This is a genomic window from Streptomyces sp. NPDC031111, from assembly GCF_055570675.1.
Map to the genome: position 1 here is coordinate 16,224 of NZ_JBVIGS010000017.1, position 23,860 is coordinate 40,083.

Annotated in this window: 21 protein-coding genes and 1 riboswitch; of the genes, 6 read left to right on the forward strand and 15 right to left on the reverse strand. The window is 72.1% G+C overall.

Annotated features, from left to right (window positions below):
• Positions 1-246: 246 nt before the first annotated feature.
• Genes ACZ470_RS29535 through ACZ470_RS29565 form a run of 7 tightly spaced genes read right to left on the reverse strand, consistent with a single transcriptional unit; the run spans position 247 to position 4,990 of the window.
• Positions 247-717 (reverse strand): PH domain-containing protein, encoded by a 471-nt coding sequence (locus ACZ470_RS29535; protein ID WP_468432112.1) that lies wholly within the window; start codon positions 715-717, stop codon positions 247-249.
• A 20-nt stretch (positions 718-737) separates the two neighbouring features.
• Positions 738-1,589: an ATP phosphoribosyltransferase gene (hisG, locus tag ACZ470_RS29540; protein WP_468432114.1), complete on the reverse strand. Its 852-nt coding sequence runs from the start codon at positions 1,587-1,589 to the stop codon at positions 738-740.
• A 48-nt stretch (positions 1,590-1,637) separates the two neighbouring features.
• Positions 1,638-1,910: a phosphoribosyl-ATP diphosphatase gene (locus ACZ470_RS29545; RefSeq protein WP_468432116.1), complete on the reverse strand. Its 273-nt coding sequence runs from the start codon at positions 1,908-1,910 to the stop codon at positions 1,638-1,640.
• Positions 1,911-1,944: 34 nt separating this feature from the next.
• Complete coding sequence (gene ribH, locus ACZ470_RS29550; protein ID WP_142196552.1) at positions 1,945-2,430, reverse strand: 6,7-dimethyl-8-ribityllumazine synthase; 486 nt, start codon at positions 2,428-2,430, stop codon at positions 1,945-1,947.
• 21 nt (positions 2,431-2,451) lie between these two features.
• Entirely contained in the window at positions 2,452-3,741 is a 1,290-nt protein-coding gene (locus ACZ470_RS29555) for a bifunctional 3,4-dihydroxy-2-butanone-4-phosphate synthase/GTP cyclohydrolase II (protein ID WP_468432118.1), read from the reverse strand.
• Positions 3,738-4,379: a nicotinamide mononucleotide transporter family protein gene (locus tag ACZ470_RS29560; protein ID WP_468432120.1), complete on the reverse strand. Its 642-nt coding sequence runs from the start codon at positions 4,377-4,379 to the stop codon at positions 3,738-3,740. The genes ACZ470_RS29555 and ACZ470_RS29560 overlap by 4 nt, the downstream gene beginning before the upstream one ends.
• Positions 4,376-4,990: a riboflavin synthase gene (locus ACZ470_RS29565; protein WP_468432122.1), complete on the reverse strand. Its 615-nt coding sequence runs from the start codon at positions 4,988-4,990 to the stop codon at positions 4,376-4,378. Before ACZ470_RS29565 ends, ACZ470_RS29560 begins: the two co-directional genes overlap by 4 nt.
• A gap of 146 nt (positions 4,991-5,136) precedes the next feature.
• Positions 5,137-5,267, reverse strand: a riboswitch (FMN riboswitch).
• 223 nt (positions 5,268-5,490) lie between these two features.
• Here ACZ470_RS29565 and ACZ470_RS29570 point away from each other — a divergent pair.
• Complete coding sequence (locus ACZ470_RS29570) at positions 5,491-7,824, forward strand: chitinase C-terminal domain-containing protein (protein ID WP_468432124.1); 2,334 nt, start codon at positions 5,491-5,493, stop codon at positions 7,822-7,824.
• Between the two features lie 212 nt (positions 7,825-8,036).
• Complete coding sequence (locus tag ACZ470_RS29575; protein WP_468432126.1) at positions 8,037-8,795, forward strand: SDR family oxidoreductase; 759 nt, start codon at positions 8,037-8,039, stop codon at positions 8,793-8,795.
• Positions 8,796-9,707: 912 nt separating this feature from the next.
• On the opposite strand, the gene ACZ470_RS29580 is transcribed toward ACZ470_RS29575, so the two are convergent.
• On the reverse strand, positions 9,708-11,063 hold the full coding sequence (locus tag ACZ470_RS29580; protein WP_468432128.1) for an ROK family transcriptional regulator: 1,356 nt from the start codon (positions 11,061-11,063) through the stop codon (positions 9,708-9,710).
• Here ACZ470_RS29580 and ACZ470_RS29585 point away from each other — a divergent pair.
• Positions 11,063-12,268 (forward strand): MFS transporter, encoded by a 1,206-nt coding sequence (locus tag ACZ470_RS29585; protein ID WP_468432130.1) that lies wholly within the window; start codon positions 11,063-11,065, stop codon positions 12,266-12,268. The two genes, ACZ470_RS29580 and ACZ470_RS29585, sit on opposite strands and share 1 nt — an antisense overlap.
• On the opposite strand, the gene ACZ470_RS29590 is transcribed toward ACZ470_RS29585, so the two are convergent.
• The gene (locus ACZ470_RS29590; RefSeq protein WP_468432132.1) at positions 12,228-12,686 is read right to left on the reverse strand and encodes an acyl-CoA thioesterase; all 459 of its coding nucleotides are present in this window, start codon (positions 12,684-12,686) and stop codon (positions 12,228-12,230) included. The two genes, ACZ470_RS29585 and ACZ470_RS29590, sit on opposite strands and share 41 nt — an antisense overlap.
• 173 nt (positions 12,687-12,859) lie before the next feature.
• On the opposite strand from ACZ470_RS29590, the gene ACZ470_RS29595 reads away from it, so the two are divergent.
• On the forward strand, positions 12,860-14,263 hold the full coding sequence (locus ACZ470_RS29595) for a uracil-xanthine permease family protein (RefSeq protein ID WP_468432134.1): 1,404 nt from the start codon (positions 12,860-12,862) through the stop codon (positions 14,261-14,263).
• Here the strand turns inward: ACZ470_RS29595 and ACZ470_RS29600 are convergent.
• Entirely contained in the window at positions 14,245-15,363 is a 1,119-nt protein-coding gene (locus ACZ470_RS29600) for a glycoside hydrolase family 6 protein (protein ID WP_468432373.1), read from the reverse strand. The genes ACZ470_RS29595 and ACZ470_RS29600 overlap by 19 nt on opposite strands.
• 173 nt (positions 15,364-15,536) lie before the next feature.
• Here ACZ470_RS29600 and ACZ470_RS29605 point away from each other — a divergent pair, with 173 nt between their 5' ends.
• On the forward strand, positions 15,537-16,223 hold the full coding sequence (locus ACZ470_RS29605; protein ID WP_468432136.1) for a DUF5995 family protein: 687 nt from the start codon (positions 15,537-15,539) through the stop codon (positions 16,221-16,223).
• Between the two features lie 81 nt (positions 16,224-16,304).
• Complete coding sequence (locus ACZ470_RS29610; protein ID WP_468432138.1) at positions 16,305-17,234, forward strand: LLM class F420-dependent oxidoreductase; 930 nt, start codon at positions 16,305-16,307, stop codon at positions 17,232-17,234.
• Between the two features lie 6 nt (positions 17,235-17,240).
• Here ACZ470_RS29610 and ACZ470_RS29615 read toward each other — a convergent pair whose 3' ends face one another.
• The 5 genes from ACZ470_RS29615 to ACZ470_RS29635 all read right to left on the reverse strand — a co-directional run bounded on the left by ACZ470_RS29615 (position 17,241) and on the right by ACZ470_RS29635 (position 23,653).
• A complete protein-coding gene (locus tag ACZ470_RS29615) occupies positions 17,241-18,938 on the reverse strand; it encodes a flavin monoamine oxidase family protein (RefSeq protein ID WP_468432139.1) in 1,698 nt (565 codons plus the stop codon).
• 43 nt (positions 18,939-18,981) lie between these two features.
• Positions 18,982-19,770: a carbon-nitrogen hydrolase family protein gene (locus ACZ470_RS29620; RefSeq protein ID WP_468432141.1), complete on the reverse strand. Its 789-nt coding sequence runs from the start codon at positions 19,768-19,770 to the stop codon at positions 18,982-18,984.
• A gap of 579 nt (positions 19,771-20,349) precedes the next feature.
• On the reverse strand, positions 20,350-21,540 hold the full coding sequence (locus ACZ470_RS29625) for an MFS transporter (protein ID WP_468432143.1): 1,191 nt from the start codon (positions 21,538-21,540) through the stop codon (positions 20,350-20,352).
• Between the two features lie 171 nt (positions 21,541-21,711).
• Positions 21,712-22,164: an Lrp/AsnC family transcriptional regulator gene (locus ACZ470_RS29630; protein ID WP_033275118.1), complete on the reverse strand. Its 453-nt coding sequence runs from the start codon at positions 22,162-22,164 to the stop codon at positions 21,712-21,714.
• Positions 22,165-22,174: 10 nt separating this feature from the next.
• Positions 22,175-23,653 (reverse strand): amino acid permease, encoded by a 1,479-nt coding sequence (locus tag ACZ470_RS29635; RefSeq protein ID WP_468432145.1) that lies wholly within the window; start codon positions 23,651-23,653, stop codon positions 22,175-22,177.
• Positions 23,654-23,860 lie beyond the last annotated feature (207 nt).

The window sequence follows — 23,860 nt, forward strand, 5'->3', positions numbered from 1 at the left end:
TGCCGCCGCCTCCGCATGCGCGCGGACCTCGTGGAACGGGTCCGCGCTATGTCGGCAGGGGGCGGCGCAGGTACTACAGGACGATCCGTCCATCGCCGGAGAGGGTCACTCCTCGGGTAGCTGGAGCCCCTGGGCACCGGGCGGGGCGGCAGGGGCGGAGGCGCGGTCGTCGCGCCTCCGCCCACCAGATTAATCAAGACATGGGCGACTGCGGCAGGTGGACGTCCCCGACGCTTCCCTGAGGTGTCAGCTCCGGGGTGCGCCGGGCCCGGCCGTGGAGCGGGCCTCGGCGAGGGCGCGCAGGGCCCGCGCGTCGGCGACGGCCCGCTGCCTGGCGATGCCCGGCTGGATGCCGAGCGCGGGCATGCTGGTGCCGTCGCTGAGGTCGAGGAAGACCCAAGGATCACCGGGACGGAGGTTCACCTGAAGGATCTCCGCCCAGTCCAGGCGGCGCCGGCTCACGATGTTGACGACGGTGACGCCCGCCTCGTCGGCGACGACCTTCGGCCGGGCCAGCAACAGCAGCACGCCGGCCAGCATGGCGGCGGTGAAGACGAAGCTGATCCGCTCCCCGGGGCTGAGCTGCTCGAGGAGCAGCGCGATCAGGGTGATGACCACGAAGAGCGCGGCGCCCGCCGTGAGCAGCACCACACGGGTGCGGCCCGGACGGAAGGTGACGGGCAGTTCGGGCGGCTGGTCCGCGGTTGCGTCCGGCATGGCGTTGCTCCGGGGCCCGGTCAGAGGCGGCAGGCGTGGATGGCCGTGGTGAGGATGGCGCGGGCGCCGATGTCGTAGAGGTCGTCCATGATCCGCTGTGCCTCCTTGGACGGGACCATGGCGCGGACGGCGACCCAGCCCTCGTTGTGCAGCGGGGACACGGTCGGGGACTCCAGGCCCGGGGTGAGGGCGACGGCCTTCTCCAGCTGCTCGACCCGGCAGTCGTAGTCCATCATCACGTACGTCCGGGCGACCAGGACGCCCTGGAGGCGGCGCAGGAACTGCTGCACCTTGGGCTCCTCGCCGTCCGCGCCGGTGCGGCGGATGACGACGGCCTCGGACTTCATGATCGGGTCGCCGACGACCGCCAAGCCGGCGTTGCGCAGTGAGGTGCCCGTCTCGACGACGTCGGCGATGACCTCGGCGACGCCCAGTTCGATGGCGGTCTCGACGGCGCCGTCGAGGTGCACGACGGAGGCGTCGACGCCGTGGTCGGCGAGGTGCCTGGCGACGATGCCCTCGTAGGAGGTGGCGACCGTCTTGCCCTTCAGGTCCGCCAGGTCGTCGCCGACGGTGCCCGGCTTGGTGGCGAAGCGGAACGTGGAGCGGGCGAAGCCCAGCGCCAGGATCTCCTCGGCGTCGGCGCCGGAGTCGATCAGCAGGTCACGGCCGGTGAGGCCGATGTCGAGCTGGCCGGAGGAGACGTAGATCGCGATGTCGCGGGGGCGGAGGTAGAAGAACTCGACCTCGTTCTCCGGGTCGACGATGCGCAGTTCCTTGGACTCGCGGCGCTGCTGGTAGCCGGCCTCATGCAGCATCTCCGCCGCAGGGCCGGACAGTGAACCCTTGTTGGGGACGGCGATGCGCAGCATGAGGTCGGCTTCCTTCGTGTGAGAGGGGTGTGTCGCGAGCGTCGGTTCTTACAGGTGGGCGTAGACGTCGTCGAGGGTGATGCCGCGGGCGACCATCATCACCTGGACGTGGTACAGCAGCTGCGAGATCTCCTCGGCCGCCGCCTCCTTGCCCTCGTACTCGGCGGCCATCCAGACCTCGGCGGCCTCCTCGACGACCTTCTTGCCGATGGCATGGACGCCCTTGTCGACCAGCTCGGCGGTACGGGAGGTGGCGGGGTCGCCGTGGGCGGCCTTCTGCTGGAGCTCGGTGAAGAGCTCCTCGAACGTCTTCTTGGACATGGTGGTCCTTACCCTACGCGGTGACGGGGCCTGCTCACCGCCAGGGTTCGGATACTGAACGCAGGCAGGCCGCGGTCGCCACGGCCGCGGTGACCGCCTCGTGGCCCTTGTCCTCGCTGGAGCCGGGCAGTCCGGCGCGGTCCAGGGCCTGCTCCTCGTTGTCACAGGTGAGCAGGCCGAAGCCGACGGGCACACCGGTGTCGACCGAGACCTGGGTGAGGCCCTGGGTGACGCCCTGGCACACGTAGTCGAAGTGGGGCGTGCCGCCCCGGATGACGACGCCGAGGGCGACGACCGCGTCGTAGCCGCGGCCGGCCAGGACCTTGGCCACCACCGGGAGTTCCCAGCTGCCGGGGACCCGGAGCAGGGTCGGCTCGTCGATGCCGAGGTCGTGCAGGGCGCGCAGGGCGCCGTCCACCAGTCCGTCCATCACCTTCTCGTGCCACTGTGCCGCGACGACGGCGACCCGCAGGTCCCCCACGTCGCGTACGGACAGTTCCGGTGCACCCTTGCCGCTCACGTCTCTCCTCGCTGGTTTCTCTTACTGGTTGCCGCAGGCGGGCACGGTCGGCGTGTCCAGCCAGGGCAGGTCGTGGCCCATCCGGTCCCGCTTGGTGCGCAGGTAGCGGAGGTTGTGCTCGCTCGCGGTGACGGCCATCGGCTCACGTGCGCCGACCTTGATGCCGTGGCGGACGAGCGCGTCGGACTTGTCGGGGTTGTTGGTCATCAGGCGGACGCCGCGGACCCCGAGGTCGGCGAGGATCTGCGCGGCGGCGCCGTAGTCGCGGGCGTCGGCGGGCAGGCCGAGTTCGAGGTTGGCGTCGAGGGTGTCCCGGCCGCGCTCCTGGAGTTCGTAGGCGCGCAGTTTGGACATGAGTCCGATGCCGCGTCCCTCGTGTCCGCGCAGGTAGACCACGATGCCGCGGCCCTCGGCCTGGATCCGGTCCAGGGACGCGTCGAGCTGGGGGCCGCAGTCGCAGCGCTGGGAGCCGAAGATGTCGCCGGTGAGGCATTCGGAGTGGACGCGGACGAGGACGTCCTCGCCGTCGCCGATGTCGCCGTGGACGAGGGCGACGTGTTCGACGCCGTCGACGGTGGAGCGGTAGCCGTACGCGGTGAAGGCGCCGTGGGAGGTGGGCAGACGCACCTCGGCCTCGCGGCGGACGGTGGGTTCGGCGGAGCGGCGGTAGGCGATCAGGTCCTCGATGGAGATGATCGTCAGGCCGTGCTTGCGGGCGAAGGGGATCAGCTCGGGCAGCCGGAGCATGGTGCCGTCCTCGCCGGCGATCTCGACGATCGCGCCGGCCGGGCGCAGGCCGGCGAGGCGGGCGAGGTCGACGGCGGCCTCGGTGTGGCCGTTGCGCACCAGTACGCCGCCGGTGCGGGCGCGCAGCGGGAAGATGTGGCCGGGGCGGACGAGGTCGGCGGGTTCGGCGGTGCCGCTCGCCAGCAGCTGGAGCGTGGTGGCGCGGTCGGCGGCCGAGATGCCGGTGGTCACGCCGTGGGCGGCGGAGGCGTCGACGGAGATGGTGAACGCGGTCCTCATCGACTCGGTGTTGTCGTCCACCATCTGCGGCAGCCGCAGCCGGTCCAGCTCGTCGCCCTCCATGGGGGCGCAGATCAGGCCGCGGCACTCGCTCATCATGAAGGCGACGATCTCGGGGGTGGCCTTCTCGGCGGCGATGACGAGGTCGCCCTCGTTCTCGCGGTCCTCGTCGTCGACGACCACGACCGGGCGGCCGGCCGCGATGTCGGCGATGGCCTGCTCGACCGGGTCGAGCTCGAGGTCCTCGACGCCGTCGGTGCTGTACAGGATCGGTGCCGCACTCATGCCGGCGCTCCTTCCAGGGCGGGCCGCGCGTCACGGGAGCGCAGCCACCAGTCGCGCAGGCCCCACAGGACCAGCGCGCCGTAGATGACGTAGACGAAACCGGAGAAGGCGAAACCGTTGGCGAAGTTCAGCGGGACGCCGACGAGGTCGACCAGCAGCCAGGCGAACCAGAACTCGACCATGCCGCGGGCCTGCGCGTACATGGCGACGATGGTGCCGACGAAGATGTAGGCGTCCGGCCAGGGGTCCCAGGACAGGGACGGGTAGAGGGTGAACAGCCCGCCGACGGCGAGGGTGCCGACGGCAGCCGCGCCCAGCAGGAGCAGGCGTTCCTGATTGGTGGCGAACCGTACGGCGACGGAGCCGTCCTGCGCCTGCTGCCGGCCGCGGCTCCACTGCCGGAAGCCCCAGGCGGCGACCAGCATGACGACGACCTGCTTGCCCGCGCTGCCCGAGAGGTGGGCGGTGGCGAAGGCGGCGAAGAGGATCAGGCCGGAGACGAACTGGGCGGGCCAGGTCCAGATGGAGCGGCGCCAGCCGAGCGCGAGCGCGATCAGACCGATCACGTTGCCGATCATGTCCGACCATTTGATGTGCTGGTCGAGGAGGGTGAACGCCTCGGAGTTGAGCCAGTTCACCGGGCCGCCCCCTCGCCGATGGCGCGGTCGCCGAGCATCCGCTCGACGTACTTGGCGATGACGTCCACCTCGAGGTTGACCGGGTCGCCGGGCTGCTTGGTGCCGAGCGTGGTCAGGGCGAGGGTGGTGGGGATGAGGCTGACGGTGAAGTAGTCGGGTCCGGCGTCGACGACGGTGAGGCTGATGCCGTCGACGGTGATGGAGCCCTTCTCCACGACGTAGCGGGAGAGGTCGGCGGGGAGGGAGATCTTCACGAGCTCCCAGTTCTCCGAGGGCTTGCGCTCGAGGATCTCGCCGGTGCCGTCGACATGGCCCTGCACGATGTGGCCGCCGAGGCGGGAGCCCACGGCCGTGGGGCGTTCGAGGTTGACGCGCGATCCGACGGTGAGGACGCCCAGGCTGGAGCGGTTGAGGGTCTCCGCCATCACGTCGGCGGTGAACTCGTCGCCCTCGTGCTCGACGACCGTGAGGCAGACGCCGTTGACGGCGATGGAATCGCCGTGCTTCGCGCCTGCGGTGACGACGGGGCCACGCAGCCGGAAGCGACAGGCGTCGTCGAGGGTCTCGACGGCGGTGATCTCGCCCAGCTCTTCGACGATTCCGGTGAACACTTCCCGGGTCCTCCTGCCTCTTCGGGCACGGACTCCGGGGCTGTCGATGACGACAGAAACCACGGGCGACGACACCGGGAGCGACGCCGGACAGAGCTCGCCTCCACGGGCGAACCGGTACGACGGCGCGCATGGATGCCCGCCCGCCGCGCACTGCCTCCCATCCGGACTTTAACCGTCGGTCCAGGAATTTCACCTGGTCAACCGGCCGCTGGAGGCGACCGGGTCGCGGACTGTAACCGCCGGTTCGGACTTTCACCGACCCCGGAGTGCGCTGCTACTGGTACAGAGCCAGTCTGCCACGACCGGAACCCCTCCATGCGGGCGAACGGTGTGGAGTGGCTCACAGCGGGTGACGCGCGGGCTGCCCGGCGTCGCGCGAAGGGCAACTCCCCCGCCGCCGCGACCCTTTGACGAGCCCCGAGATTGGTCCATACCTATTGACGCTGTGGTCTAGTCCTCTTAGGGTCTGCGCCAACTTACGTGGAGAGGAACCCACTGTGCCGTCCCCCTCACGCCCGGGAGCGAGACCCGCGCTCCTCGCCTCCGCAGCGGCCGTCGCCGGACTGCTGCTCGCCGCCCTCCCGGCCACCGTCTCGCACGCCGCCGACCAGGAGTCCTGCCGTCCCGACGGCCTGTACCGGACGCCGGGCGTCGACGTCCCGTACTGCTCGGTCTACGACTCGGCCGGGCGCGAGAGGATGGGCGCCGACCACCAGCGCCGGGTGATCGGCTACTTCACCGGCTGGCGCACCGGTAAGGACGGAAAGCCCGCCTACCTGGCGTCCGACATCCCGTGGGACAAGATCACCCACATCAACTACGCGTTCGCGCACATCGACAAGGGCAACAAGATCTCCGTCGGCACGGACGGAGCCGCCAACGCGGCCACCGGGATGACCTGGCCGGGCGTGGCCGGCGCCGAGATGGACCCGCAGTTGCCCTACAAGGGCCACTTCAATCTGCTCAACAAGTTCAAGAAGCAGCACCCGGACGTCAAGACGCTGATCTCGGTGGGCGGTTGGGCCGAGACGGGCGGCTACTTCGACGACGGCGGAAACCGCGTGAACTCCGGCGGCTTCTACTCGATGGCCACCAACGCCGACGGGTCGGTCAACCAGGCCGGTATCAACACCTTCGCCGACTCGACGGTCGACTTCATCCGCAAGTACGGCTTCAACGGCGTCGACATCGACTACGAGTACCCGACGACGATGAAGGACGCGGGCAACCCGCTCGACTGGTCCTTCGCCAACGCCCGCCGGGCCGGACTGGTCAAGGGCTACGCGGCGCTGATGAAGACGCTGCGCGAGAAGCTGGACCGCGCGGGCGCGGCCGACGGCAAGCACTACATGCTGACGGTGGCGGCCCCCTCGTCCGGCTATCTGCTGCGCGGCATGGAGACCTTCCAGGTCCAGAAGTACCTGGACTACGTCAACATCATGTCGTACGACCTGCACGGCGCCTGGAACGAGTACGTCGGCCCGAACGCCTCCCTGTTCGACGACGGCAAGGACGCCGAACTGGCCGCCGCGAACGTCTACGGCAGCGCCCAGTACGGCGGCATCGGCTACCTCAACACCGACTGGGCCTACCACTACTTCCGCGGCTCCATGCCGGCCGGCCGCATCAACATCGGCCTGCCGTACTACACCCGCGGCCACAAGAACGTGCAGGGCGGGACCGACGGTCTGTGGGGGAAGGCGGCCGCCTCCTCCTGCCCGGCGGGCTCCGGGCTGACGAAGTGCGGTGACGGCGCCGTCGGCATCGACAACCTCTGGCACGACCTCGACACCAACGGCAAGGAGTCCCCGGCGGGCTCCAACCCGATGTGGCACGCCAAGAACCTCGAGAAGGGGATCGTCGGCGACTACGTCACCGACTACGGCTTCCCGGCCGACACCGAGCTGACCGGCACGTACGCCCGCAAGTACGACTCGACGCTGGTCGCCCCCTGGCTGTGGAACGCCGAGAAGAAGGTCTTCCTGTCCACCGAGGACGAGCAGTCGGTCGCGGCCAAGGCCGACTACGTCGTGGACCGCGGCATCGGCGGCACCATGGTCTGGGAGCTGGCCGGTGACTACGACTGGAACGCGACCGAGGGCCAGTACGAGACGGGCGACACGCTCACCTCGCTGATGTACGACAAGTTCAAGGCGGCCGCACCGTACGGCGCGCGGAAGTCCAACGCGGACCTGCCGGCGGAGGCCGTGAACGTGGACGTGGAGTTCACGGACTTCAAGCTGGGCGACTCCAACTACCCGATCACGCCCAAGCTGCGGATCACGAACAACACGAGGACCGCGCTGCCGGGCGGCACGGAGTTCCAGTTCGACTACGCGACCGCCGCTCCGGGGAACGCCTCCGACCAGTCCGGCTTCGGCACCAAGGTCATCAGCAGCGACCACACGGGCGGCAACGTGGGCGGCCTGAAGGGCGACTTCCACCGGGTGTCGCTGAAGCTGCCGGCGTGGCAGTCGCTGGCGCCGGGGGCGACCGTCGACCTGTCGTTCAACTACTACCTGCCCGTGTCGACCCCGTCCAACTGGACGGTCACGGTCGGCGGCAAGAAGTACGCCCTCGCCACGGATCTCGCGCGCGGGACGACCGTCGTCGAGCCGGGCACCGGCACGACGCCGACGGACCCGCCGACGACGCCGCCCGGTGAGCCCGGCGACTGCTCGGACCCGGCGTGGAACGCCTCGTCCGCGTACGGCGGGGGCAGCGTGGTGTCCCACGAGGGCCACGTCTGGAAGGCGCAGTGGTGGACGCAGGGCGAGGAGCCCGGCACCACCGGCGAGTGGGGGGTCTGGCGGGACCAGGGAGCCTGCTGACCCTCGCAGGACCGGCCCGGCGGCGGTGACGACGGCCCTTGCCCGCCGCCGGGCCTCACCACGCGCGGATGCGGCCGGTGCCGGACCCGGCGAAGCTGGACGGCGTACGACGTCGCCGGCACGGCCATGTCACATCCGACGGTGGCTGATCCGTCCCGGTTGACGAAGGCGCTCCGTCCGGGAGCGCCGGGTGTCCGAAGGGGCTGAACAGCATGAGCACGATCCTGGTGACCGGCGGTACCGGAACGCTCGGCCGGCACGTCACCGAACGGCTGCGGGCGGACGGTCACGAGGTGCGGGTGCTCAGCCGGCACTCGCAGCCGTACGCCGCCGACCTGCGCGAGGGCGGGAGCGGGCTGGAGGCTGCCGTCACGGGGGCCGACACGATCGTCCACTGTGCGACGTCCGCGCGGGGCGGCGACGAGAAGGCCGCACGGAACCTGATCGACGCGGCCCGGCGGGCCGGTGTCGGCCATCTGGTGTACATCTCGATCGTCGGGGTCGACCGGGTGCCGTTCGGCTACTACAAGACCAAGCTGGCCGTGGAGCGGCTGATCGAGGAGTCGGGGCTGGGCTGGACGGTGCTGCGCGCCACCCAGTTCCACGATCTGGTGCTCACGGTGCTCCAGGGCATGGCGAAGCTGCCGGTCCTGCTGCTGCCGGCCCGGGTGAAGGACCAGCCCGTCGAGGTCACCGAGGTCGCGGAACGTCTGGCGGAGCTCGCGCAGGCCGCGCCGGCGGGCCGCGTCGCCGACATGGGCGGCCCGGAGGTACGGACGTTCGATTCCCTGGCCCGCGCCTATCTGAAGGCGACGGGCCGCCGCCGTGCGGTGGCGAAGCTCCCCCTGCGCGGCGCGGCCTACAACGCCTTCCGCGAAGGCGGCCACCTCGCCCCGGACCGGGCGGTCGGCAAGGGCACCTTCGACGAGTACCTGGCGAAGCGATTCGGAGCCGCCGCCACGCGCCGCTGACCGCCGCGTGGCGGCGGCGCCCGCACCGCACGGCCGACGCAGCCGTTCACCGGCCCGGTCGCCGGCAGCCCGCACACACGGCCGACACGGCACTCACCACCCCGGCCACCGGCAGCCCGCGCCGCCCGGCCGACACGGCGCTCACGGGCCCGGCCACCAGCAGCCCGCGCCGCCCGGCCGACACGGCGCTCACCGCCCCGGCCACCAGCAGCCCGCACGCACGGCCGACACGGCGCTCACCGCCCCGACCACCAGCAGCCCGCACACACGGCCGACACGGCGCTCACCGCCCCGACCACCAGCAGCCCGCACACACGGCCGACACGGCGCTCACCGCCCCGGCCGCCAGCAGCCCGCACACACGGCCGACACGGCGCTCACCAGCCCGGTCGCCGGCAGCCCGCACGCACGGCCTGCCCGCGCCGGCCTCGCATTCGGCTCCGCCGGGCGAGCCGGGCGGCGCCGGCGGCGCCCGAAGCGGCCCCGGGCCCGCGCCACCACCGGGCGGGGCACCGAAGGGCCGCAGCGACGGAGCAGCGCTCTCGACAGCCCCGCCCCACATCGCCCCCACCGCACGCCGGGCCTCCGCCACCAGGACAGGCGGACCACGGCCCCAGCGCGCCCGAGGAGGCCCACCCCTGGAGCGCGCTCCGACGTCCGGCAAGGCGGTCGGCGCGGCGGCGCCCTGTGTGCTGCCGGCCCGGTCGGCGGGCGGCTGGAGGGCTGTCTCGTTGATCAGGCCAGGCTCCCGACGCCTGGCACCGCGCCTCGCCGCGTTGTCGTCACTCGCCGATTCCCCGACGCTCGAGCGGGGGACCCCCTTGCGCGGGAGGGACCCCATCGCATCGACTCCCTTGCGATGCACGGCACCGGGCGCCGCTCGCTGATCCGGCGTGATCGGCGCGGACCGCCCTAGAGTTCGGGCGCGCCGAAGAGTTCGTTCTGGGCCTGGTCGCGGGCCGTCAGGAGGGCTCCGCGCAGGACCGCGCCGCCGCCCAGCGTGCTGGGGTGCACGTCCACGGGCAGGGGTGACATCGCGGCCAGGCGGTCCCGGACCCGGGCGGCGAGCGGCTCGCCGCCGGCCTGGCCGATCTCGCCGCCCAGGACGACGTGCCCGGGGTCCAGCAGCGCGACCACCGAGGCGACGCCCACCGCGATCCGGTCGGCCAGGGTGTCGAGGAAGCGTGCCTCCGGGGAGGCGGCCCCCTCCGCCGCGACGGCCGTCCGCACCGCGCCCGCCGCCGGTGGCTCGATCCCCGGCTCCGCCACGACGCCGTACTCCGCCGCCAGTTCCGCGACCGCCGCCGCCCCCACCAGGGAGTGGAAGCCGCCGTCGCAGCCGGTGGCCGACGGCAGGCCGCTCGTGCCCGGGACCGGGAGGAAGCCGATCTCGCCCGTGCCGCCGGAGGCACCCCTGCGCAGGGTGCCGTCGAGGATCACCGCGGCGCCGGTGCCGTGGCCCAGCCACAGCAGGACGAAGGTGTCCCGGTCGCGGGCCGCCCCGTCCCGCTGCTCGGCCAGCGCCGCGAGGTTCGTCTCGTTCTCCACGGTGACCCGGGTCTCGGGCAGCCGCTCCTGGAGTGCGGCGACCAGCCGCCGGTGCCACTCGGGCAGCCCCGTGGAGTCGCGCAGTTCGCCGCTCGCGGGGTCGATCAGCCCGGGTGCCCCGATGCCGACGGTGTGCAGCCGGTCGGCGCCCGCCTCCTTCACCGTCCGCTCGACCAGTGCCACCGCCTGTTCGACCGCCGGGCCGGTCCCCGCGTCCCCGGTGATGGGAAGGGCGGCCTCGGCCAGCACCTCGCCGACGAGGTCCGACACGATCACGGTGACGCCCTCCGTGCGGACGTCCAGCGCGGCCAGATGCGCCCGCCCGGCGACGATGCCGTACAGCTTGGCGTTGGGTCCGCGCCGCTGCTCCCCCGCCTCGCCGACCACCGCGATGAGCCCGGCCTCCGTGAGCCGGTCGACGAGGTCGGCGACGGTCGGCCGGGACAGACCGGTCAGCTGCTTCAACTGGCCTGCGGTCAACGGGCCTTGCTGCTGGAGCAGGCGCAGGGCGAGCCGGTCGTTGAGGGCTCTGGCGGTGCTCGGGGATGCGGCCATGCCGGGATCCTTCCAGATCGGCGGGACCGGTCCGTACGAGGACCGGAGGCGCGGACGGGCGTGGACGAGCGGGGAGCGAGCGAATAACCCCTTATCTTTCAGGCAGGGTTCCTGATAGTTTACGGCGGCGCGTTCGGGAACCGGCGACAGGGAGGGGCGGGACAATGACCGCAGTGGTCCATCAGCAGCGCGATGTGAGGCGGGCCCGGTATGCCGTGGCCGCCGTGTTCGCCGTGCACGGCGCGGTCACCGGTTCGTTCGCCACCCGCGTCCCCTGGATCCAGGACCACGCCGGGATCGGCGCCGGGCAGCTCGGACTCGCGCTCGCCTTCCCCGCGCTCGGCGCGTCCATCGCGATGCCGCTCGCGGGAAGCATCAGCCACCGCTTCGGCGCCCGCACGGCACTGCGCGGCCTGCTCGCGCTGTGGACGCTCGCGCTGGTCCTGCCGTCCCTCGCCCCGAACCTCGTCACCCTCTGTCTGGCCCTGTTCGTCTACGGCGCCACGGCCGGCACGTCCGACGTGGCGATGAACGCGCTCGGCGTCGAGGTGGAGAACCGTCTCAACAAGTCGATCATGTCCGGACTGCACGGCATGTGGAGCGCCGGCGCCCTGATCGGTTCGGCGGCCGGCACGCTCGCCGCCCACCTCGGCTCGGACGCCCGGCTGCACCACGCGCTCGCGGCCGCCGTACTGACGGTGGTGGGCGTGACCGCCTGTACCTGGGTGCTCGACCTCCAGCCCGCGGAGGACGAGGAGCCGCCCCCGCGGTTCGCGCTGCCGCCCCGCTCCGCGCTGCTCATCGGCGCGATCGGGTTCTGCGCGGTGTTCGCGGAAGGCGCGAGCCTGGACTGGTCGGCGGTCTATCTCCGCGACCAGTTGGAGACCTCGGCCGGTCTCGCCGCGGCCTGCACCACCGGTTTCACCCTCACGATGGCGATCGCCCGGATCGCCGGAGACCACGTGGTGGACCGCTACGGCGCCGTCCGTACCGTCCGCGCGAGCGGTGTCGTCGCGATCCTCGGCGGGCTGCTGATCGTGTTCGCCGAGCACCCCGCGATGGCGATGGGCGGATTCGCGCTGATGGGGCTCGGCATCGCGGTGGTCGTGCCGCTGTGCTTCGCCGCCGCCGGCCGCAGCGGCTCCAATCCGAGCCTGGCCATCGCGGGCGTCGCGACCATCACCTACACCTCGGGGCTGATCGCCCCGAGCGCCATCGGCCTGCTGGCCCAGGCGACCAGTCTGATGGTGTCGTTCGTCCTGGTCACCGTGTTGTCGTGCGGCATCGCCGGCTTCGCGAGCGTGCTGCGCGCGGGGGACCGTACGAAGATCACCCGGCCGGAGGCAGCAGTTCCCGAGCCGCGGCCCTGAACGTCTCGCTCCAGGGCGCCGGGCGCAGGGTCGTGGCGTCGAGCCGCACCAGCACCCGACTGCCCCGCGCGTAGGTCACCGCCCCGTCCTCGGAGCAGAAGCGGAAGCCGTACGTCAGCCCGGTCGTGCCGAGCCGCTCCAGCCACAGGTGGACCGCGTACGTGCCGGCCCGGGTGACGGGCGCCTCGTAGCCGATCCGCAGCTCCCTGACCGCGTTGCAGGCGTCACCGGCCGCGACCCAGTCGCCGTCGAAGCGGATGCCCTTCTCCTGCCACAGCTCGGTCCACGCCCGCTCGACCAGCAGCGGGTAGCGGGCGTTGTGCAGCAGCCCCAGCGCGTCGAGGTCGTCGAAGTGGACGGTCACGGGGATCAGCCGGCCGTACGACAGGGCGGGGGCGGGCGGGGCTTCGGCGGTCACGGGCGGGACTCCTGGGACGTACGGGATGAGTGCCGCCTACACGGAAAGCGGCGCGCCCTCATCCTAAGCAGACGCTCAGACGGGCCGCCCCGCCCGCCCGTCTGTACGAAGCACTGCTGCTCAGACCCCACAATGGTCCGGACACGCTGCTCATACGACGAAAGCGACAGCCCATGGATCTCGGCGTCCGCTGGACACTGCACGGCGACGGACGCACCCCAGCCCCCGGCGCGGTGGTCCGCCCCGACGAACGGCTCTCCTGGCCCCGCACGGCGGGTCTGGGCGCCCAGCACGTCGTGGCGATGTTCGGCGCCTCCTTCGTGGCGCCGGTGCTCATGGGTCTGGACCCCAACCTCGCGATCATGATGTCGGGCGTCGCGACCGTCGTGTTCCTGCTGGCCACCCGCGGCCGGGTGCCCAGCTATCTGGGCTGCTCGCTCTCCTTCGTCGGCGTCGCCGCGGTCATCCGGGCCCAGGGCGGCTCCAGCGCCACGGTCACCGGCGCGGTCTTCGTGGTGGGGGCCGCGCTGTTCCTGGTGGGTCTCGCGGTGCGGCGGTTCGGGGCGCGGATCATCCACGCCACGATGCCGCCGATCGTGACCGGCGCGGTGGTGATGCTGATCGGCTTCAACCTGGCGCCGGTCACCGCCTCCACCTACTGGCCGCAGGACCAGTGGACCGCCCTGTTCGTGATGCTGTTCACCGGTCTGGCCGTGGTCTGCCTGCGCGGCTTCTGGTCCCGGATCGCGATCTTCCTCGGACTGGTCTTCGGGTACGTCCTGTCCTGGGCGCTGGACCGGATCTTCGGCCGGATCCACTCGGCGGACGCGAGCGGCGAGGTCACCGACCACTGGCGCCTGGACCTGTCCGGTGTGGGGCAGGCGGACTGGATCGGCCTGCCCACCCTGCACGGCCCGTCCTTCGAATGGTCGGCGATCCTGGTCGCCCTGCCGGTGGTCATCGCGCTGATCGCCGAGAACGCCGGGCACGTCAAGGCGGTCGGCGAGATGACCGGCGACAACCTCGACGACAAGCTCGGCACCGCCATCTCCGCCGACGGTGTCGGCTCCATGCTGTCCACCGCGGTGGGCGGCCCGCCCAACACCACCTACTCCGAGAACATCGGCGTGATGGCCGCGACCCGCGTCTACTCCACGGCCGCGTACTGGGCGGCCGCCGGTTTCGCCCTGCTGTTCGGTCTCTGCCCGAAGTTCGGCGCGGTCGTGGCGGCCATCCCCGGCGGTGTCCTCGGCGGGATCACCGTCATCCTGTACGGCATGATCGGCCTGCTCGGCGCCCAGATCTGGATCAACGCCAAGGTGGACCTGCGCAACCCGCTGAACCTGGTGCCGGCCGCGGCGGGCATCATCATCGGCGTCGGCAACGTGAGCATGGAGTTCACCGACACCTTCTCGCTCAGCGGCATCGCGCTCGGCACCCTGGTCGTCATCACCGGCTACCACGCGCTGCGCGCCTTCGCCCCCGCCCACCTCAAGACGCAGGAGCCGCTGCTCGACGAGGGCACGTCCTCCTACGACACGAACGGCGCCGAGGACGATCAGCGCGCCAAGTCGTAGGCGTACGACGGGGTGAAGGTGCCCGGCGCGCCCTTGCAGCCGTCCGACTCCCCCGGCAGCTTGACCCACAGGTAGGCGTCGATCCTGGCCTCCCCGGTGCCGAGCGTCGGGGCGCGGCCGAGCTTGCGGCCCGCGGGGTCGCACCACTCGCCGTCCGACGGGGCGCCGTTGCCGTTGCGGCTGGTGTCGATCACCGCGCCGAGGCTCGGGGGACCGTCCAGGGCGTCGAGCACGGCGCGGTCGTAGGCGATCTCGTCGGCCGTGGCGTGGAAGTTGGAGACGTTGCTGAAGACGCCGTCGGAGGAGGCGGCCGAGGCGGCCCCGGCCTGCCGCAGCAGGCTCGCCTGCTTGGCCGGGGCGTGCCAGCCGGAGTGCCCGGCGTCGAAGTAGACCCGCGCCCGGGGGTTGGCCTCCTTCAGCACCCGGCCGGCCCGCGCCAGCGAGGCGAAGCGGTCGGCGCGCTGCCCGGCGGAGAGGCACTCGGACTGGGCGATCGAGTCGGGCTCCAGGACGACGACGACCTCACCGCTCCCCAGCCCGGCGGCGAACCGGTCGATCCACGCGTCGTAGGCGGCCAGGTCGGGCGCCCCGCCCTCGGAGTGTCCGCCGCAGTCACGGTCGGGGATGGCGTACGGCACGAGAACGGGCACCCGTCCCTGTGCCGCGCCCCCGGACGCCACGGCGCGCACCCGGGAGGTGATCGAGTCCGGGGAGTAGTCCGCGAACCACACGGCGGCGGGTTGGTCGGCGATGCGGGACTCTATGACCGCGCGGCGCGGGTCGTCGGGGTTGGCCCGCACCCAGTCCAGGACCCGGCTCGCGGGGTGGCGGTAGAGGCGGGTGGCCACGGGGGCGGCCTGCCGCTTCCTCTCCGTCCTGGACGCGGACGCCTTCGGGCTCGCCTTCTTCTCGGGACCGGCCGTGGGCGAAGGGGACGTCGTCGGGGACGGTGAGGGCGACGGCACGGCGGGCAGCGGATCCAGGCGGGGCGAGGAGGTCGTCTCCGGGCGCGCCTCGTCCGATCCGGCTCCGTCACCGACGGCCGACATCATCCCGGTGACGGTGCCGATCGCGACCACGACGGAGGCCGCCGCGACCATCGCGCCGCGCCGGGCGGCACGTCGGCGCTCGGCCCTCCGCGCGGCCAGGCGCCGGGCACGCGAGCCTGACACAGTAGTGCTCCCCCTCCCCCACGGCGGGCGTGTTCCCCCGTTCCGGGGACGCGTCGGGCCCGCCGCCACCGGCGCCAGCCTAAAGGTGCGACTCTGCGCTCATGGCGCAATGCGAACAAGTCCTCACGTCCGTGGACGAGGTCCTCTCCCGTATGCGCGCCCTCGACGCGGCCCTTCCCGCGCGGGACGGGGTCGCGGTCTTCAACCGTGTCTACCTCGCCGTCACGGAGGCCGTGGACCGGCACGTCGACGCGGGCCGGTTCCCGGACGCGCGGGCGGCGATCACGCTGGACGTCCGCTTCGCGGAGCGCTATCTGGCGGTGGTGGACGCGGTGTTCGAGGAGCGGCGGCCACCGGCCTGCTGGCGCCCGCTGTTCCAGTTCCGCCGCCATCCCGGGGTACGTCCGCTGCAGTTCGCGCTGGCGGGCATCAACGCGCACATCGGTCACGATCTGGCGCTCGCCGTCGTGGACGCGTGTCGTAGCCTCGGCTGCGAACCCGTCGATCTGGAGGACGAGTTCGACGAGGTGGGCGATCTCCTCCTCTCGCTGGAGGAACGTATCCGCGAGGAGCTGACGCCGGGCCCCGATCTGTTGCGGATCGCCGACCCGCTGACCCATCTGCTCGGCGCGTGGAGCCTGGAACGCGCGCGGGACGCCGCCTGGACGGCGGCCCGCGCCCTGTGGGCGCTGCGCGGACTGCCGGACGTCGCCGGTGAGTTCACCGAACGCCTGGACACGGCGGTGGGCTTCGCCGGCCGCATGCTCCTCACACCGCTGCCGGACTGATCCGGCCACCGACGCGCCCGAACCACTCTCCCCGCGCTGTACGTTGGGCGCGATCCGACGTCTCGCGAAGGAGCACGGAGCATGGTGACACGGCTCGGCCTCGGCCTCCCCCAGAACCGTACGTACGACCTCGGACGGGACGTGCCCGACGTGGCGCGCGCCGCCGAGGAGACCGGCTACGACAGCCTGTGGGTGTACGAGCGGGCCCTGTTCCCGGAACCCGCCACTCAGGGCCTGTACGGCGTCGAGGGCCTCCCCTGGCCCGACGAGTACCGCGGTGTGGCCGATCCGCTGGTCACGCTCACCCTGGCAGCCGCGGCCACCCGGCGCGCGGAGCTGGGCACGAGCGTCCTGGTGGGACCGCTGCACGTGCCGTTCCAGCTCGCCAAGACCCTGGCCTCGCTGGACGCGGCGAGCGGCGGCCGGGTGGTGGCCGGCTTCGGCACCGGCTGGTCGCACGACGAGTTCGCGGCGTCGGCGGTGCGGCCGTTCGAGGACCGGGGCCGGGCCCTGGACGAGCTGATCGGGGTGTGCCGCGCGGTCTGGGGGCCGGACCCGGTGTCGTACGACGGGGACGTCACGCGGATCGCCCCGGCCGTGGTGGGCCCGAAGCCCGCCCGGCCGATCCCGGTCCTGCTGGCCGGGCGCAGCGCGAAGGCGTGGCGCCGCATCGTGGACCACGCCGACGGCTGGATGCCCACCGGGGCGGGCCCCGAGGAGCTGGCCGCGCAGTGGAGCCGGCTCCAGGAGCTGGCGGCCGAGCGCGGGCGCACGGCACCGCTGCGCACGGTGCTGCGGGCGAACCTGCGGTACTCGGCGAAGACGTACGACGGTGCCGGCCGCCGGCCCTTCCAGGGCAGCGTGGACCAGATCGTCGAGGACCTCGTCACCCACGCCGGGATCGGTTTCGACGAGATCCTCGTCGACGCGCAGAGCACCACGCGCGACGCCCAGGAGCTCAAGGACGTCGCCGCCGCGGTGTACGAGAAGGCGCGGGCCGCCGGGGTCTGAGCGGGCTCAGTCCTCGGGGAGTTCGACCGGGGCGATCTCGTCGTAGAGGTCGCCCGGCCCCGGGTTGACCGGGTCGGTCCCGCCGCCGAAGTGGTGCATGACGCCCCAGACCGCGTTCAGCGCGGTCTGGACGGCTCCCTCGGCCCAGCCCGCCGTCCAGGAGATGTCGTCGCCGGCGAGGAAGATGCCCCGCTTGTCCTCGGGCAGCGCGTCCTGCATGAAGTGCGTGAACAGGCGCCGCTGGTAGCGGTAGTGGCCGGGCAGGTTGGCCTTGAACGCGCCCATGAAGTAGGGCTCGTTCTCCCAGGAGACGGTCACCGGGTTGCCGATGATGTGCTTCCTGATGTCGACCTTGGGGTAGATCTCGCCGAGCGACTTCAGCATGACCTCCATCCGCTCGTTGGCGGACAGCGGCAGCCACTTCAGGCTGTCGTCGCACCAGGTGTACGACAGGCAGATCACGGCGGGCTTGTCCGGACCGTCGTCCAGCAGATAGGTCCCGCGCGTCATACGGTCCGTCAGCGTCATCGACATGACGTCCCGCCCGGTGTCCTCGTCCTTGTCGAGCCAGAACGGCCGGTCGACGGGTACGAACAGCTTGGAGCTCTCCATGTAGTGGGTGCGCTCGATGGCGGTCCAGTGGTCGATCGGGAAGAGGGAGTCGTCGCAGGCGATCTTGGACAGCAGCATCCAGGACTGGGCGGTGAAGATCGCCGCCTGGTAGGTGCGGATGTCGCCGTTCGCGTCGGTCACCGTGATCCGGTTGCCGGCGGTGCGGTTGAGCCGCGTGACCGCCGGGCGGGGCTCGCCGGCCACGTGCAGGGAGCTCAGCGAGGTGCCGTGGGGCCAGTGGACGATCTTCTCCGGCTGGCGCTCCCACAGGCGCAGCGGCAGCTGCTGGGAGCCGCCGACGATGCCGCGGTGGTGGTCGTCGGCCTCGGTGTAGACGACCCGGAGGATCTCCAGGATGGAGTTGGGGAAGTCGGTGTCCCAGCCGCCGGTGCCGAAGCCGACCTGGCCGAAGATCTCGCGGTGGCGGAAGGACTTGAAGGCCTCGGAGTCGCAGAGGAAGCCGTAGAAGGTCTGGTTGTCGAGCTTCTCGACCAGCTTCGACCAGATCTCGCGGATGCGCGGGACGTCCCGCTCGCGCAGGGCGCGGTTCATGTCGGAGAAGTCGGCGCCCTCTTCGAGGCACCTGGCCCAGGCGTCGGCGACGTCACGGTAGACCTGCGGCAGGTCGTCGAGCGTCTCGGCGTAGTGGGACTCGCCCTTGAGGTCGACGACCGTCGACGGCGTCGCCTCGGCCAGCGGGTTGGGGAAGGGACGGGTCTCCAGGCCCACCAGGTCGATGTAGTGCTGGAGCGCCGTGGAGGACGGCGGGAAGCGCATCGCGCCCATCTCGGCCGTCAGTGACGGGTCACACCCCTCGAACCCGACGGTCCGCAGCCGCCCGCCGATCCGGTCGGCCTCGTACACGACCGGCTTCAGCCCCATCTTCATCAGCTCGTACGCGGCGACGATGCCGGACAGCCCGCCGCCGATGACCGCGACCTCGGTGCCGTGCTCGGTCGCCGGTATCTGTCCGAGGCCCGCCGGGTGGGCGAGGAAGTCGTCGTACGCGTACGGGAAGTCCGGGCCGAACATGGTGATCGGCGGCTGCTGCTCGTCGGCGTGCTCGATCGCGTTGGGCACGGTGGACGTCATGGGGTACGGACTCCTTGCACAGGTGAAGCGGGGGTGGGGGTGGTCAGACGAGGGACCCGTAGAGGCCGGGGCGGCGGTCGGTCAGATACGGGTTGGCCTCACGGGAGGCGGCGAGGAACTCGGGGTCGGCGTCGGCGAGGACCAGTTCCTCCGCGCGGCCGGCCCGGGTGCGGGCCACCCCGTCGGGTCCGGCGAGCGTGGACAGCCCGACGAACTCGAACTCGCCCTCGCGGCCGACCCGGTTGACGTACGCCACGTACATCTGGTTCTCGAAGGCGCGCACCGGCACCATGTGCTCGGCGACGAACTGGAACGGGTGCATCTGGGCGGTCGGTACGACCAGGAGGTCGGTGCCGGCGAGGGCGTGGGCGCGCACGTTCTCCGGGAACTCGACGTCGTAGCAGATCATCAGGCCGACGGTGAGGCCGTTCAGCTCGGCCTGGACGACGGGCTGCTCGCCCGGGGTGAAGTGGTCGCGCTCGAAGCAGCCGAAGAGGTGGGTCTTGCGGTAGTTCGCGAGGCGCGTGCCGTCGGCGGAGATCAGCTGCACGGAGTTGAAGACGCGCTCGCCGTCCCGCTCGGGGTAGCCGTAGGCGATCGCCACGCCGTGCCGGGCCGCGGTCTCCGCGATCGCGTCGGCGGCGTCGCCGTCGGCGGGCTCGGCGAGCCGGGGCATGTCGTCGCCGATCGCGTATCCCGTGAGGAACAGCTCCGAGGTGATGAGCAGCGCGGCGCCCGCGGCGGCGGCGCGGGCGGTCGCCTCGTCGAGGACCTTGAGGTTCTCGGCGACGGAGCCGGGCCGGCCGGAGCTCTGGAGCAGGGCGGTGCGCATGCGTGTTCCTCACCGGGGCGCGGGTGGGTTGGGGGGTCAGAAAGACGGTACGGGTGGGGGGCTCGGGGGGACAAGGCGGAGCCGTTGCGTGCGGGTGAGGGGTTTGTTGCGTCGTCTGTGGGGTCGGCGGCGATTCGTTGCACTGTGGGGGCTGCGTGCTCCTGGGCACCGTGCGGTGGTGTGGGCCGGGGGTGGGTTGGCGTGGCCCGGCGCGGTACGGGTGCCCTGTGCTGGTGCGTGCCGTTCGCGCGGCTCGGCGCGGGATGGTCTGTGCGGCCCGGCGCCCTGCGGGGTGCCCCGGCGTTGGTGTGGGTCGGGGGTGGGTCGCGCGGCCCGGCGCTTACGGGGTGCCGTCGCGCCCACCCGTGCCGCCCCAGCGGCACGACTGCCCGCGGGAGACGCGGCACGACTGCCCGCGGATGGGCGGCATGCGGCTGACCGCGGCCGGCGGAGACGGATGGCCGCCGACGGCGGTGAGGGGGCGGGGGTGGTCGCCCGCAGTGGCTGGCGCGTCCGCGCCCCGCGCCCTCCAAGAAGCGTGATTCGCGCCAGTCCGAGGACGGGCACCCCCGGCGCGGCCTACGCGCGCGCCTTGGCCGTCCCGCCGAGCAGCAGCAGCGCCGCCGCCAGGTAGGGGACCGCGAAGACCACGAAGGCGGTGCTGTGGGCGTACCCCGAGGCGATCAGCGCGTAGCCGCCGAAGACCCCGACCGTCGCCAGCTCCGTGCCCAGACCCGCGACCGACGTCAGGGTGGCCCGCCCGGAGTCCTCGATGCGCCGCTGGAGCCGGGCGTCCGCCAGCACGGTCGCCGCCTGGAAGCCCCCGAAGGCGAGAGCGACGAGAACCAGCCCCACCGGTGTCCCGACGCCCGCCCCGACGGCGAGGGCCAGGCCGGCCCCGGCCAGCAGCGCGGCGAGCCCGGCCGTACCGAGCCGCTCACCCTCACCGGCCAGCAGGCTTCCCACCGTGGCCCCGGCCCAGATCAGCAGCAGCAGATAGGGAACCGCCCCGTCGGCGACCCCGGTCCCCCGCACCAGCAGCGGCGTGTACTCGTCGAGCGCCCCCCAGACGGCACTCACCGCCGCCACCAGCAGCAGCGCCCGCCGCACGGACCGGTCCGCGCGGGCCGTGGCAAGCCCGGCGCGCAGGATCGCGGTCCAGCTCTCGTGCCCGCTCCCCGAAACCCGGTGCTCGGGAAAGCGCAGCGCCGTGGCCGCCGTCAGCAGACACACCAGCACGCTCGCCGCACCCACGGCGGCATGGCCGCCCCATGCGAGCACCGGTCCGGCGAGCCCCATCGCCGCCATGACGGCGACCAGCCCGGCCGCACGGGCCCGGCCCATGATCCGGGCATAGCGGTCAACCGCATCAAACCGTTCCAGCTCCTCGTGGACCAACGCCTCCAGCGCACCGGAACCAAGCGCTCCACCGGCCCCCCACAGCACGAACCCGAGGGCGAAGGCGCCGTACGACGGAACGAGCACCCACAGGGCGAAGCCGGTCGCGGTGAGCAGCGGCCCGAGCCACAGCAGCAGGCGCCGGGAGACCGCGTCTGCCCACGCCCCGGAGGGGACCTCCAGCAGGACACCGGTGACGGACCAGAGGGCGAACAGGGACGAGATCTGCCAGACCGACAGCCCGGTGTCGCTGAAGAGCAGCGCGTACACCGGGTACAGAAGGATGAAGTCTTCGAGGAACGCGTAGCCGTACAGCGTCGTCGTCAGCCGTCGCACGCGAACGTCGGACACACGCGTGGGCGTGAGAGTCATGAGGCCTTCCCAAGGGGGCGTTTCGGACACCGGACGTCGAGGACGTACGGCGCCCGAGGTGGCCCTCGGGAGGCACGACTGGTGGATCAATGTCGCCAGGTCATGGCACCGATGCTAGCGGGACGGCGTGCCACGCGCCCACCCTTTGCCCACGCGGGCGCCCCGGACCGCCTACGTGGGCGACCCGGACGAGAACCGCCGCAGCAGCGGGGACAGCACCAGCACGGACTTGGTCCGCTCGACGAACGGCTCGCCCGCGATGCGTTCCAGGACCCGCTCGAAGTGGCGCATGTCGGAGGCGAAGACCTGGGCGACCGCGTCCGCGTCACCGGTGACGGTGGATGCGGCCACGACCTCCTGGTAGCGCTCCAGACCCCGCTGGATGGTCTCCGGGGAGGTGTTGCTGCGGCAGTAGATCTCGACGAACCCCTCGGTCTCCCAGCCGAGGGCGGCGGGGTCCACCCGTACGGTGAATCCGGTGATGGCCCCGGTGGCGCGCAGCCGGTCCACGCGCCGTTTGACGGCGGGCGCGGACAGGCCGACGAGCTGGCCGATGTCCGCGTAGGAGCGGCGGGCGTCCTCGGCGAGGGCGTGCACGATGCGTTCGTCGAGATCGTTCAGCACTGCGGGTGGTTCACTTCGCTTCTGGTGTGGCCGGGGCGGCGAGCCGGGAGCGGCGGTAGCCGTAGAGGAAGTAGAACACGAGCCCGACGGCCATCCAGACACCGAAGACCGCCCAGGTGATGCCGGACAGGCTGCCCATCATCCACACGCAGAAGGCGAAGCCCAGCGCGGGCAGGACCGGCGACAGCGGCACCCGGAAGGTGCGGGGCATCTCGGGACGCTTCCGGCGCAGCACCACGACGGCCACGTTGACCAGCGCGAAGGCGAACAGGGTGCCGATGCTGGTGGCGTCGGCGAGCTGGCCGAGCGGCACCGCCGCGGCCAGGACGCCGCAGAACAGGGAGACGATCAGGGTGTTGGCGCGGGGCGTGCCGGTCCTGGGGTTGACCTTGGCGAACACCTTGGGCACGAGCCCGTCGCGGGACATGGCGAACAGGATGCGCGTCTGGCCGTAGAGCACGACCAGCACGACGCTGGCGATGGCGACGACGGCGCAGAACGCCAGCAGGGTGCCCCAGAAGCCCTGGCCGGTGACCTCGTGCATGATCTGGGCGAGCGAGGCCTCGGAGTCGGTGAAGTTCCGCCAGGGCTTGGCGCCGACGGCGACGGCGGCGACGAGGACGTACAGCGCGGTGACGACGACGAGGGACAGCATGATGGCGCGCGGCAGGTCACGCTGGGCGTTCTTCGCCTCCTCACCGGCGGTGGAGGCGGCGTCGAAGCCGATGTACGAGAAGAAGAGCGTCGCCGCGGCGGCGCTGACGCCGGCCATGCCGAGCGGCATGAAGTCCTCGTAGTTGCCGGAGCGGAAGCCCTGGACGCCGATGGCGCAGAACAGCACCAGCGCGCCGATCTTCACGACGACCATGACCGTGTTGGCGCGGGCGGACTCGCGGGCCCCGCCCATCAGGAACGCCATGGCGAGCAGGACGACGATCAGCGCGGGCAGGTTGAAGACGCCTCCGTCGCCGGGCGGGGCGGACAGGGCCGCCGGGATGGTGACGCCGATGGTCCCGTCGAGCAGTTCGTTGAGGTACTCGCCCCAGCCGACGGCGACGGCGGCGACCGACACGCCGTACTCCAGCATCAGGCACCAGCCGCAGACCCAGGCGATCAGCTCGCCCATCGTTGCGTACGCATACGAGTAGGAGGAGCCGGAGACCGGGATGGTGCCCGCCAGCTCGGCGTAGGAGAGGGCGGAGAAGAGGGCCGTCAGACCGGCTATGACGAAGGACAGCGTGACCGCGGGACCGGCCTTGGGGACGGCCTCCCCGAGGACGACGAAGATGCCGGTGCCGAGGGTGGCACCGATGCTGATCATGGTCAGCTGCCACAGCCCGAGGGAGCGGCGCAGGGAGCCGCCCTCACCCTGGCCACCCTCGGCGACCAGGCGTTCCACGGGCTTGCGGCGCATGAGGCGCGCGCCGAGGCCCGGGGACGGCGGGGCGGCGGGGCGGCCGTTGTGCGGGGGTGCGCCTTGGTCGAGCACGCGCTGACTCCTTTGTCACTGCCGGTGTTCCGCGGCAGGGACCGACGGCGTCCCGCGACAGCCGGGACCCGTCGAGCGGGGTCCCCGCCGCACCACGTACAGCGCGTAACCCTACGAGGTTCTTCGTTGCTACTGAAATGCAGCAACCTTGCGCACTCGCGCAAGATCATTGCGTTCCTGGGGGTGGGGCGGGTGTTCGTTGCGTCG